Genomic DNA, 13251 nt, shown 5'->3' on the forward strand with positions numbered 1-13251 from the left:
GCTAAAAATGAAATCTTAAATCAGTCCATCACCGAAACATAATGCACTTCTTTTAATGTCTTGTCCGTTTGATCAAAAGTAAAGGTCACTTCAAAAGCGTCATGTTCTTCAATTGTAGCCTTGTAATTGGCGTCAATTTCTAAGGGAAACAGTTTTGTAAAACTATCTGCATCCATTCCTAAATGCATGCTATAATTGAGCTGTAGGCCTTCAGACTGTAATCGCATATAAGTTACGCGCTCGACATACTTATTTTTTAAAACTTCGATAACATCAGTGGCTGATGCAAATCGGATTAGAGAATCGCGTTCTTTATCAAAATGTTCTTCTCCAATAACCACATAACTGTTAGAATTGGCTCTCAAAAGGGAGTCGCTATTAGCATTATGCGGATTTTCATTTAAGATATAACTCTTATGGAATTGGATGGTATTTAAGCGTTGTTCTGTAACGTTCGTGTTTAGTGTTATGGGCGATTCTAAAAACAATTCCATGCGCTCTTCTTTAGTTAATTTTGGAAGTGTTTTTGAATTTCTGGTTTCTGCCTCATCATTGCAGGAACTTAATAGTATTGATGTCACTATAAAAAAAATGACATTACATTTATTAGAGAAATTCATAAAGAAAATTTATTTAGGATTTGAGCGTAGGTGACGACACTGAATTTTTAAATATTTTCGTGTGGGTTTTTTATTTTAAACGTTCCTTAATATCCATCCTCTGATGTAGAATCCTAACGATTTCAACAATTTGATTTTCCACTTTCCTGTAAAATATAAGATGCGATTTAATTTTCGTTATTTGATAGTTTTGTCGAGTGTTTTCTGCAGATTTTCCAATTTCATAATTGTCCGCAATAAATTCTATCTCACCAATTATTAACTCGTAATATCTGTCCGCTTGTTCTTTTGACCATTTGTGGAATGTATAAATCCAAATAGCGTTCAAATCATCAATCGCTTGTCGGCTTATACGATAGTTGTTTTTACGCATTGTGTTGGCGATGTAATTCCGTCAAATTTTCTTTAGGATCGAAGTTCACAACAAATCCACTTTGTTCTCCAACTTCAAGAGCTTTAATTAATTCTCTTTCCTTTTTCTCTTCCTGTTCTAATAATCGCAATGCTGAACGGATAACTTCACTGACAGACCCATATCTTCCCGAATTAACTTCTTCTTTAATGAAATCTTCAAAATGAGTTCCGAGTGATATTGATGTGTTTTTTCCCATTTTAATTAAAATTTAATTAAAAGTACCAAATCTTGGTAACGTGACCAAATTTTACATAAACGGTTTAAATAACGATCGCGTCTCTAAGATAGTAATTGTTTTCATAGGCTTCAGAAATCTAATACGTAATTAGTTAGTTAGAAATGGGGAGTTGAGGTATACCCCCAAAAAAAATAGGCAAAACAAGATATCTTGCTTTGCCTATAGTTTCACCTAAAATCAGAATTATTCTGATCAGATTATTTTAATTCTACTTTTAAATGATCAAGTTTTGCTTCTAGTGTTTTTGAAGCATTATTGCTAATTCTAATATACTTCACCTCACTATTAATAGTGCCTCTTACGGCATCATCCTTAACCTCTGTTTTCACAGAGGTCCAGTTGCTACCATTGGTAGATACTTCTAAGGCCAAGTGCTCATAACTAGTTGCTGGCGATAGTTTGTAGGCGATTGATTTTACTTGTGCGGCTTCCTTTAATTCAAATCCGAAGTAGGCTTTCGGTTCAAAACGAATCACTTCCAAAGGCACATTCATTCCTAAAGTTCGATCTTTTAGGGTCGCAGTTTGGTGTTTCAACTGCTCAACATTGGTGTAAAGTTTATGCGGATTGTAGTTGGCTACGACTTCTAAGTTTTTATCAAATGTTTTATTGTAAACTGCTGTTAAATGTGCAAAAGCCTCATCGATTAATGGTGTTACCACTAAACTGCCGGTTTTCACACCCGGTTGGTAAGGGTTTTGGTTGTCATTACGGTCATTGGTGTACATCTCTGCTTTCATAGCTTTAATGGCCTGGTAGCTACGTTCAAAATCTGTAGTGTTTTTTGATTGGAGTGCTTTATGCATATTCACCATGGCCAATCCTGATTGCCCTAACAATTTGAATTGTCTCAACCAAGGGCGCATTTCTTCCAAAAGCACTAGATTATCCGTACTGTTTAACAAAATATAAGACGCTTCTACCATCGCATTAAATTCGCTGGCAACAAGGTCGAGATTTGCAATGTTTTGATCGGCTTTCAAATGTTCCAAGAACGCCTCTGCCTCAGGTTTGAACTTCACCGATTCGTCGCGTCTGTATAAATGACCATTAGGACCTAAATCGCTGTTATGGTTTGCAAAAACCTCTAAAGCTGCTGCGCTTTCTGGCATCACTACTTTTAAGGCGTTTTGCCAGCTTTGTTCAGGTCGGTATCCTGCCATGTTCCAAGTATAGTCAGCCACGCCGTAAATCGCAATTTTGGAGGCTTCAGCATGTTCCATTGGGTTGGAAACAAAGCCAGATACATCTTTGGCAATGTCTTTAGTGTTGCCATATGCTGGACCTAATAATAAGTGGTCTCTCACATAATCAGACACTGGGAAATTCCACCAAATAAAGGCCTCACGCTGAATTTTGTTATTGATCCAGTCCATCGTTTCTTTATCAATGTCTGCCACCACACGGTTTCCTGTCCACATAATTCTGACTGAAGGATCTAATTCTTTGCCTAAAGTTTCTAGATAACTACCTTCAGGTTTCACCCAACTTTTATTATACTCGGTAGGGCACATGATTAAAGGCGTCACGTCTTTTTTAACCTTTACAAAATTGGTGTGCAAGTAATTTAAGAGGTTGGCTTGTTGACTTGGGTTAGTCCCTTCACCAGAAATATCGTCGAAAAACACAGCGTAAGAACGCACGCCTAAATCATACATCATTTCAAATTTACGGAGTAGGGCAGTTCGGTCTTCTTCAGTCCATTTTATGTCTTTACCAGGATGCACGGCCCATACAAAATCGACATGATTTAAAGCAGCTCTATCGATGAGTTTTTTAAGTTGCGCTGCTTCATCCTCAGGATAGGCTTTTCGCCAGTTTGGAGAGCTGTGGTAAGGATCATCCTTTGGACCATAAATGTAGGTGTTGAGTTTGTTTTCGCCATAAAAATCAATCTGACGCATACGGTGCTCAAAACTCCACGGCGCACCGTAAAAGCCTTCTACAACGCCACGTGCTGTCACGTCTGGATAATCGGTAATCTCACCTAAAGGCATTTGATCAGCTTGTAATAAAGCGATTATAGTTCTCACGCCGTAGTAGGTGCCACGCGCATCGTTGCCGATAACGGTAATAGCCTTGTCCGAACTATGGATGTAATAGCTTTCTGGCTTTTGAGGGACTTTTTTCAGAAGTTTTCTCGAGAATTTATCCTTACGTTCTCCGATGCTAATTGAAAATCCGTCCGAAGCGGTATTGTTACTCGTAAAGAATGTCGATAGTAAATGTTTCGTAGCAGGATCAGCATTTTTCTGCTCCACCTTAAAATGCGATGGGACAGACGTGTACTTTGAGACAGAAAGCTGCTGAGGTTGCGGGTTAACCACTAATTCTTGCGAAAACCCAAGGGTGCTGATTAGCAAATACGCGCTTAGAATAAGGATTTTAGTGGTGACCCGTTTTACGGTAAATTGTTTTAATGTTGTCATGTTGAATGTTATATAATTTGATTACTATTTTTATTTTTCGGCCAATTGATTGAGTTGCTCTTTAGCGTCTTCAAGCAGTCCTTCTAAATCTTCCGGTTTGGTATTTCTGTTGAACTTTGCGACGAGTTTATTTAATTCTTGAAGTTCTGCATCCATACCTCTGTTGGTAAAATCGTCTCTTAAAATTCTGATTTTTTCAGCATCAACAATACCTTCCCTTAATTTTTCAAAGCGGATGGAGCTTTTATTGTTAGGGTACACAATATAGGTATCGCCCGCAGGCCAGGTTATGAATCGGGAATCTTGCAATGGGTTTTTTGTCCAGCTGTTATAGCTCCAACGCAAAAAGCCGTCAAAATCGGCCGCCATGGCGTACCAGCCTATAAACGTTCCCTCGGCAGGAGGCGAAAAGGTAAAGGTATTTGGAAATGCGTCGGCACAGGACACATAAAAGGTGCTGATGTAGCCGTTAGCTTTTCGAATCGTTAAATCCTCAGCATCTACAGGGTGTCCAAAGGCAACGGACATGTCTTTTAAGTCGTCCGGATACAATTTATAGCTTTTATGATTGTCGGCAAACGACACACCAAATTCGGGAGCGTGCCCATTGAGCAATTCTAGCATGGCCTTCATTTCTTCTGGGCCGCGCTCGTCCATCGCAATTCTTTTAATGGTATTCCAGCCTTTCTCTTCCAAATGGGTCTTGAATTTGGCTAAAAACGGAATCCATAAGTCATTATATTCTGGGGTTCCCGGTGCTGCTTTCACCTTGATTTCTTTGTTTTCGGCTTCATCAAAATAGTAAAACTCGTTGCCCCAAGGCACCATGGAATAGCCACTTATTTGATTCTTGATGCCTAAATCCATCATCATTTGCACCCATTTATCAAAAATGGTGTAATCATAAGTCCAAGTGCCATCTGCTTTTTTGCGCCACTCAATCATCGCTTCAAATTGATCGTAAGTTTGTCCTCCCCACGGGCGTTTATTAAGGGTAACGGTAATGACTTTTTGTCCAGCATCGGCAAGACGTTTCATAATCGGTTTTAACAAATCAAAATGCGCATCAGACCACGGCTCCACGTCATGAAAACGTGCTACTGCGTAAGGATTTTGCCATAAATCTAAATGGAATTTCCAATCGGAAGCTGGTGGTAAAACCTTGTCAATAACGCGGATGGAAAATGCCATTGTTTTTGATGCTTGACCTTTAAGATCAATGGTGAATGTGCTCGTGTAAGTGCCCGGTTTGGCATCTTTCGGAATATCCATCGTCACCCAAATTGGTCGGGTTTCCTGTGCGTGAATCGCGAAAGAATTGACTGGCTCAAGTGCATCTGCAGCTAAAGAAGACGGAAAGTCTTCCGGTTTTCTATGGCCACAACCTTGATCGAAGACATCGGTTAATACATATTTTACAAAATTAATCGTTGCAATGCTTGATGGGAGTGTTGCTCCTGAATCCGACTTAAAATCTGAAATTTTGGTGTTGACTTCTGTTAAAGAATCATTGCTCCAAAGTACTAATTGCGCTGCCGTGCGTTCACCTTTCCAAGCAACACCTTCCCAAGTGGATTGTGGTTCAATTTTAGGGATTTCACTGCGTACAAATCGAATGTCCGTTGAGGACACTGAGGCTTGAAGCCCTTGAGGAACCGCCGACCAATTTTGATCCGTTGCTGGTGAAGGATCTTCAGGTTCTTGGTAGGTTTGTGCTATGGTGAAATCTTTTGTCTGCTGACAGCTAGAAGTCCAGATGACCGAAAAAATTAGCACTAATTTTATAAATAGTTTCATTGATTGATTATATTGTATTGATGAATTTGTGGAGATGGGGTTTTTGACACGAATTTCACGAATGTGCACTAATTTTTAATTTAGAGTTCACTTTATCATTCAACATAATATTATGAATTTCGAAACTTCCTAACTTTATATTAGTGTTAATTCGTGCAATTCGTGTCTAAAATTTTACTTCCCAATAACATCCCCGTTTAAAATTTTCTTATCGCCATTAGGCGCTGTATACCAAACGGTCAATTGTCCACCGCCAGTAGCTTCGTGGAATTTTACCGTAAGTGGATGCCATCCTTTTTTAAGGGCGACCATCCCATTCTTTTCTAAAGCAGAATGATTACCGCCATTATCCACCACAAATTTATCGCCGATGTATAACAAACTGCCATCATCAGATTTTGTAGCGAATTCATATAAACCGTCAGCTTCCGCATAGAAATAGCCTTTAAAAACCATAGAGACGTTTTCTTGACCGTCATGATCGGTAAAATTTAATTCGTTAACTACGATGTAGGTTGCTGATTTTGGCATGACGATATCATCAACCACTTTGAATTTCTTTACTGCCGCCCAACGGTTGATTGCTCCTTTTTCGGGAGTCACCTCTAAAGGCTCCAAATAGCTTTGCTTCTCTACAAGTGCTGAACGCTTTTCGCTGGCAATGTCACCTCTATAGGCAACAGTGTTTAAAGTAACGGTTTCTGAAAAACTTAAAGGCTCTGTGTATTTCTTAGAGGCTTTGGTTGGTATAGAACCATCGGTCGTATAATAGATCTCCATCCCATGTAATGGCGCTTCCAAAGTAATGGTTGCTGTATCTAAAAACGCTACTTTATCTTTCAATCCGGTGACTGCGGGAATGTGGTATTGAACGCCTAAAGCATCCAATCGGTCGTATTGAAGCGTCATCCGTTTTTGAAAATTATCGTGATCTTTTGCATCTTTTGAACTCCAAGCCGTTTCAGCCATCGCCAATAATCTTGGAAAGGCTTGGTATTCTAAACGCTTAAAATTAGGAATCATTTCTGACCATAAATTGGCTTGAATTCCTATGATATGTTTCGCTTGACCCTCGTTAAATGTTTCTGGGATTGGTTCGTAATTATAAACCTTTTCGAACGGCGTTACTTCATGTTTCGCATCAAAATAATATTCAAAACAAGGTGTCATGACGATATCATTTCCGTTATCAGCAGCTTTAGTGAGCATATCTGGGGCCCAATTGCGCCACCACATCATCGTGGTTTGATCAGAAACACCACCTTCTACAATTTCATCCCAACCCATCATACGCTTTCCTTTTGATTTAAGAAAAGCCTCAATATTATGATTGAAAAACGATTGCAATTCGTGTTCGTTCTTTAAATTGTTGTCCTTAATTGCTTTTTGACATAACGGACATTCTTTCCACGACTGGATATTTACCTCATCACCACCGATGTGGATGTATTCAGAAGGAAACAATTCGGCGATTTCTGAGAGAATGTTTTTTGTAAATTCATAGGTGCTTTCTTTTCCTAAACAGGCAGGACTTGAAAATAATTCGCCCCAACCAGCTTCTCCAGTACAGGCCAAAAATGGGTAATTATCAATGGCCGATTTAAAGTGGCCTGGCATATCAATCTCAGGAATCACCTCAATTTGACGCTCTGCCGCATAGGCAATAATCTCTTTAATTTGCTCTTGGGTATAGAATCCGCCATACATGCGTTGGCCATCACGGTCGTGATAATGTTGTTCGTCAATCGTAAAAGACGGATCTGTTTTGGCAAGTTTCTTACATTCTATATCGTGAGAACTTTCTATACGCCATGCCCCTTTTTCGGTCAATAAGGGGTACTTCTTTATTTCCACACGCCAACCTTGATCATCGGTTAAGTGCATATGGTAGGTGTTCAACTTATAAAGTGCCATATAGTCTAAAAAGGTTTTGACCTCATCCATACTGAAAAAATGACGGCTGAAATCCATTTGCATGCCGCGCCAAGCAAAACGAGGTTGGTCCGTTATATTGATGCTAGGAATGACCCAATCAGTAGCGTTACTGTCCGCTTTTTCAATGCTAGCTGGCAAGAGTTGGCGTATGGTTTGCACGGCGTAAAAATAACCCGCAGCATCACTCGCTTTTATGGTGATACTTTTTGGTGTCACTTCTAACGTATAGGTTTCACTTGCTAGGGTTTCGTCTTCAATAAATACCACGCCGTTTTCATCTTTGGTGTCAATGATGTTTAGCGGAAAACCTGCTGCCTTTTCAAATAAATCTGATAAGTATTTAGCGGCAGGCTTTTGACTGTCATCAGCAACAGAGATTTTGGTATCCTTTGAAAAGGTGTAGCTGCCTTCAGAAAGATATAGTGATGATGGTTTTGGAACTATGGAGATTTCATCTTCCGTAAAAGTTCTTGTTTTTTTGACTTGGCAGCTGCTCAAAATGACCAAGAGCAGGAGTATGGATGAAAAGTATTTCATGTCTTATTTTTTATCGGCTTTAGCTTTTTCTTCTGCTTCAAGCTTGTCAGAATCTTTAAAATAGTTGATGCCTAAAGTATCCCAATGTTGTTGCATTTTTTTAAGAGCGACTTTAAAGCTGTCGTAATCTTTGTTGACTAAGTTAGTCCAACCAACTTCAGCAAACGCAGCAATTCTAGGGAAGGCTTGGCGCTCTACATCAGCGTTGGTCGGTGTCCATTCGCTCCACATTTGGCAACCAGTACCATAAATATTGTCATGGTATTGTGCATCCAATCCTTCAGGAATCGGGTCAAATTCATAAGCCTTGCGTAAAGAAATAGAGTTGTGGCTATAATCTAAATAGGTGTTGTTGTGAATAGAATTGACAATGCTGTAGCCATTTTTAGCCGCTTCGGTCAGTAATGCTAAATCGCCTTTCCAAAAATGTACAATGGCGTTTTTGGCCAATTCAGTTTCAGCCTCTGCATCGTCTTTCTTTTCAGCAAAATCACCATGGATATTTTTACCTAAAATCTCATTCCATCCCATCATTCGGCGACCGTTACTTTCAATAAATTTAGAAACGTTATTGGTGAATTGAATCTGTAAATCGGCAGGTGATTTGATGTTGTGCGCTTTCATATACTTTTGAACCGAAGCAGATTTCTCCCAAACTTCGTAGCCTACTTCATCGCCACCAATATGGATGACTTCAGAAGGGAATAAATCAAACAATTCATTTAAAACATCTTGAATAAAGGTGATGACTTCTGGCTTAGTCACATCGTAATTGTCATACAAACGTCCAAAAGTAACTGGTACCTCAATCGCTTTTCCAGCAGTGCCTAACCAAGTATAAGACGCGATGGCAGCACTAGCGTGTCCTGGCATCTCAAATTCAGGCACCACATTAATATTACGAGCTGCAGCATAGGCTACAATATCTTTAATTTGTTCTTGAGTATAAAATCCGCCATGTGGCTCGCCTGAAGTCTTACCGCTTTTCCAAGTTTCGATTTCTGTGTCTTTACGGAACGCACCTACTTCAGTCAATTTTGGATATTTTTTAATTTCGATACGCCATCCAGCATCGTCCACCAAATGCCAGTGGAACGTGTTCATTTTTAACAATGCCATTTGATCGAGCATTTGTTTTACGAAGGCTTCACCATGAAAATAACGGGCTTCATCTAACATAAACGCACGCCATCTAAAACGCGGACTGTCCTTAACGGTTACTGAAGGCACCAAAACAGTATTGTTTTCAGTAGAAACCAATTGTTTTAAGGTCTGAACGCCGTAATAGTAACCTGCAGCAGCACTGGCCGCGATGTTGATGTTTTTTGGAGTGACGGTCAATTCATAAGCTTCTGGGCCTAGATTCGTATTGAGATCAAAAGTAATGGTCGCTTTTTTGGCGTCTGATGATTTCAAGTTTTCACCTAAAGTTTCCGTTAGATAAGCTTGAAGATCAGCAGCGGCAGTTTTCTGAAGATCATCCGATGCTGAGATACTTTGGTCAGCATTAAGCGTGAAAGAACCTTCCTGTAATTCCAACGAATTAGGTTGTGGCAGCACAGCAATTTCAGAAGCTTTAAAGGTTTTGGTTTGCGCGGTACAATTGGTTAATGTTAAGAGACCGATGAATGTGAGGAAAATAAATTTCATTAGTGAGAGTTTAGGTGTTTGATTATAATTGAATAGGCGTTAGCATGCTTGAAATTATAGGTGTTTAATTGTATAGATAGATTAAAAAAAACAATCTGAAAATATAGGAACTTAGATCATGTAATGAAAAACATTTCGACGGACGACTCTAATATTCATACGGAGGCGAACTTCCTTTCGTTAATCTTGCGAAATAAATTCCAGTTTATAATCCGTAGTGGCAATTTGCATTAAGGCTTGATAGATAAATTCGCTGACTTGCTGATGTCCCGGAATGTTGATCAAATCGGCCGTATCCTCAGGTCGGTGGTATTGTGGGTGCGCACCCGTATGAATTCCGAGAACAGACAAGTCCTTCTTAAAAAAGGAGACATGATCTGAGCCACCAACGGAGCCGGCATGAACAATAGGCGTTAACCCCACGGATTCGCCTAAATTCTGTAATAAGGACACGCCATCAGGAAAAGTTCCGGCACCATTCATATACACGTGCTTTTCTATATTTAAGCGGCCAACCATGTCCATGTTAATCATCAGTTTTATTTGAGACAAGGGCACTAAGGGATTGTCGACAAAATAGTTGCTTCCCAACAGGCCTTGTTCCTCAGCGCCAAAAGCAATAAAAATAACACTGCGTTTTAGTGCTGTTTTATTGGCGGCGATTTTCTCGGCGATTTCCAATAAGGCTGCGGTACCGCTGGCATTATCATCAGCACCGTAATGAATGGCCTTTTTCAGGTCAGATTTTGAAGATGGCCCGCCCATTCCTAAATGATCATAATGGGCGCCTAACACGATGTATTCATGTTTTAAAATGGGATCATTGCCCTCAAGAAAAGCAACTACATTTGACGTTTTAACCGGTCGTTTTTCAGGCCCACCTTTGGCCACCTGGAGGCGTGCTTTAAATTTTTGCTCATAACAGTTGCCTAACTTTTGAAGTCCTTGTTTTTTAAAATCCTTTTTGATGTACCTGACGACATCCCGACTCGCTTTGGTGCCAGGAAAGCGTCCCGCATTCTTTTCCGAAGCTAAAAATTCGATGTGATTTTTGAGTTCGCTTTCTGTAATGTCAGCTTGCGAAAATGTTGTGTAAGAACACAAGATTAAAACAGAGGAGAAGAGCAATTTATTCATGAAATCTATTATTTGGTGATGACTCCAATTTCAGCAATTATGGCTTTGTCGGCATTATTCATAATGGTAGTGGGTACTAATTTGATATAGCGCACAGCACTTGGGGCATCCAACATCACTTTTTGCTGAATAGGGTTGGCGATAATATTTGAAAACTCACCTTCCGATAGTTTTGTCCACTGTTCGCCATCTGTGCATCCGTAAAAACTGTAATGGGTAATGACCCCGGAAATCCATCGGCCTTGTGTAGGCGTATAGGTGAAGCCTTTTAGCGTAACCGTTTCTCCTAAATCGATTTTAGAGGTATTTAAAGTTTCTTTGCTGGCAGACCAATTGGTGAATGGGTTATCGTCAATGGCCTGTTCTGTTAGTGCTTCATTAGTTGCAGAGGAAACCTTCCAAAGAAGTTTGCTGAGGTCAAAAGTTTCGGTTAATACTTCACTCTGACGTTTCGTTTCAGGATCTACCGTAAAAGTTTTTAATGTCGTAGGTTGATCAATTTGTATCGGACTAGAATACAAAGACGAAGCAGTGGAAGGTTCCTCGCCATTAGTTGTATAGTACACTGCTAGTCCTTTTTCAGGAACTTCTAGGGTCACTTTACCTTGTTTGTCTCTGCTTATTTTAGGGGTATCCACAATTAACGGCGCATTGTAGACTGCAATATTTGAAATAAGCGGTGCAGCTTTGGAATCGGCAATCGTCAAGCGGATTTTTGTCGCTTCCACATCTGCGAGTCTCAAAATTCGCTTGTACCCAATGGTGGTTTGTTGGTCTATTGTTTTCCATGTGCCATCAACTTCAGCTTCTAAACTAAACTTTTTGACGCGTTGCCCTAAGGCAATGTATTCCTGAACTAGAAACCTATTAAACGGGGTTGGTTTTCCAAAATCGATGGTTACGGAGCCTTTTGTGGTGCCATCATCAGTAGTCCAATAGGTGTTTTTATTGCTATCTACTGTGTTGTCCGAATGGTATTTTTTAGAATTACCGCGATGGGTATCCGCTGTAGTTTTAGCCTGGAATGCTAAATTCTGTGCGAAATCCTGTTTCAGTTGCGCGGTTAATTTTTTAAGTTGTTTTTCATCATTTTCATGCACCAAGCCTCTACGGTCTACGGGTAGATTCAATAATAAGGTGCTGTTTTGACCGATAGATCGGTAATAGATGTCCAATAATTCTTTAAGCGTTTTTACTTTATCGTCTTCAGACTTGTGATAATACCAGTTCGGTCGAATGGACACATCGGCTTCTGCAGGCACCCAGTGCGTTCCGTTTTCCTGACCCATCGCATATTTGGTGCTGTAATTAGGCATGCCGCCATAGATTGAATCTCTTACAAGTGGCGACCAAGTCGTTTCGTAAGCATAACCGTGTTCGTTACCAACCCAGCGGGCATCCGGACCATTATCACTCCAGATAATAGCATTAGGTTGTAGTTTTCGGATGAGCTGATTTGTAGTGTCCCAATCGTAATAGTTTTCTTTATCAACGGTGCGCACTTCATTGGCACCTCCGTAATAGCCATCGCCACCATTGGCACCATCAAACCAAACTTCGAAAATATCACCGTAATTGGTCAATAGTTCTGTGAGCTGATTTCTAAAATAGTCAATGTATTCAGGTTTGCCGTAATCGGCGTGATTTCTATCCCAAGGTGAGAGATAGATTCCCATTTTAATTCCGTATTCTCTACATGCCTCTGCTAATTCCTTTACCACGTCACCTTTCCCATCTTTCCAAGGCGAGTTTTTTACAGAATATTCAGTGTATTTGGAAGGCCATAAGGTGAATCCGTCGTGATGTTTATTGGTTAAAATCAAACCTTTCATGCCTGCTTCTTTAGCAATTCTGGCCCATTGGCGAGGATCGAGCTCGGAGGGGTTAAACAATTCAGGCGATTTGTCACCATATCCCCATTCGACATCGGTAAAGGTGTTGATGCTAAAATGGATAAAGCCATAAAATTCCATTTCTTGCCATTCTAATTGTGGCGCCGTGGGAACAGGTCCTACCGCTTTTGGTGGTGCTACAGAAGCACACGATTGAAGGAGAACAATGAGCACTACTACTGTAAAATATTTAAAATGGACCATATCGGATTTTATATTTGTGAGGTTCTGTATAAATAAGTAATGCAATGATACCTGTGTGATATTTATAGTACCAGAAAGTATATATGTAAAAGGCTAAAGATAGTAATTATCGAAGATTGGTCATGCTATCGGGTGATGGAGTTGGTACTGGAATTCGTCAAAATAGGGGATTATTTAAGCAGTGCATCTCGCCAACTATGGCGGCTTCTTTATCAGATGCTAACAAAATTCGTTTATCTAATGGAAATTTAAGTTATAAATTGTGCCAACGTTAATTTATCTGAATAGAATTCATTGGATTAAAAGTTTAAAATATCGCACAGTAAAGCCTCAAAAATATTAATATGTAATACATAATACAATTAACGATATTTTATTAACTTAGCCAGGTTGTTTA

General features: G+C 39.8%; 9 protein-coding genes. All 9 read right to left on the reverse strand.

Features of this window, described 5'->3' with window-relative positions; genetic code table 11:
* Positions 1-20: 20 nt before the first annotated feature.
* The 9 genes from ES711_RS04165 to ES711_RS04205 all read right to left on the reverse strand — a co-directional run bounded on the left by ES711_RS04165 (position 21) and on the right by ES711_RS04205 (position 12854).
* Complete coding sequence (locus tag ES711_RS04165) at positions 21-620, reverse strand: hypothetical protein (protein WP_146890440.1); 600 nt, start codon at positions 618-620, stop codon at positions 21-23.
* Positions 621-690: 70 nt separating this feature from the next.
* Positions 691-993 carry a type II toxin-antitoxin system RelE/ParE family toxin gene (locus ES711_RS04170; RefSeq protein WP_146890443.1) on the reverse strand — a complete coding sequence of 101 codons (303 nt, stop codon included), beginning with the start codon at positions 991-993 and terminating at the stop codon, positions 691-693.
* On the reverse strand, positions 986-1231 hold the full coding sequence (locus tag ES711_RS04175; RefSeq protein WP_146890446.1) for a type II toxin-antitoxin system ParD family antitoxin: 246 nt from the start codon (positions 1229-1231) through the stop codon (positions 986-988). The genes ES711_RS04170 and ES711_RS04175 overlap by 8 nt, the downstream gene beginning before the upstream one ends.
* 239 nt (positions 1232-1470) lie before the next feature.
* Positions 1471-3702 carry a beta-N-acetylglucosaminidase gene (locus ES711_RS04180; RefSeq protein WP_146890449.1) on the reverse strand — a complete coding sequence of 744 codons (2232 nt, stop codon included), beginning with the start codon at positions 3700-3702 and terminating at the stop codon, positions 1471-1473.
* A gap of 30 nt (positions 3703-3732) precedes the next feature.
* Positions 3733-5499, reverse strand: coding sequence for a DUF4091 domain-containing protein (locus ES711_RS04185; protein WP_146890452.1), 1767 nt, complete (start codon positions 5497-5499; stop codon positions 3733-3735).
* A 174-nt stretch (positions 5500-5673) separates the two neighbouring features.
* A complete protein-coding gene (locus ES711_RS04190) occupies positions 5674-7971 on the reverse strand; it encodes a family 20 glycosylhydrolase (RefSeq protein WP_146890455.1) in 2298 nt (765 codons plus the stop codon).
* Between the two features lie 3 nt (positions 7972-7974).
* On the reverse strand, positions 7975-9621 hold the full coding sequence (locus ES711_RS04195) for a beta-N-acetylhexosaminidase (RefSeq protein ID WP_146890458.1): 1647 nt from the start codon (positions 9619-9621) through the stop codon (positions 7975-7977).
* Between the two features lie 180 nt (positions 9622-9801).
* Positions 9802-10758 carry a M20/M25/M40 family metallo-hydrolase gene (locus ES711_RS04200; protein WP_146890461.1) on the reverse strand — a complete coding sequence of 319 codons (957 nt, stop codon included), beginning with the start codon at positions 10756-10758 and terminating at the stop codon, positions 9802-9804.
* 8 nt (positions 10759-10766) lie between these two features.
* Positions 10767-12854 (reverse strand): alpha-L-fucosidase, encoded by a 2088-nt coding sequence (locus tag ES711_RS04205; protein WP_146890464.1) that lies wholly within the window; start codon positions 12852-12854, stop codon positions 10767-10769.
* Positions 12855-13251: the final 397 nt, after the last annotated feature.

This window comes from Gelidibacter salicanalis, assembly GCF_007997285.1.
GTDB classification, from domain to species: domain Bacteria; phylum Bacteroidota; class Bacteroidia; order Flavobacteriales; family Flavobacteriaceae; genus Gelidibacter; species Gelidibacter salicanalis.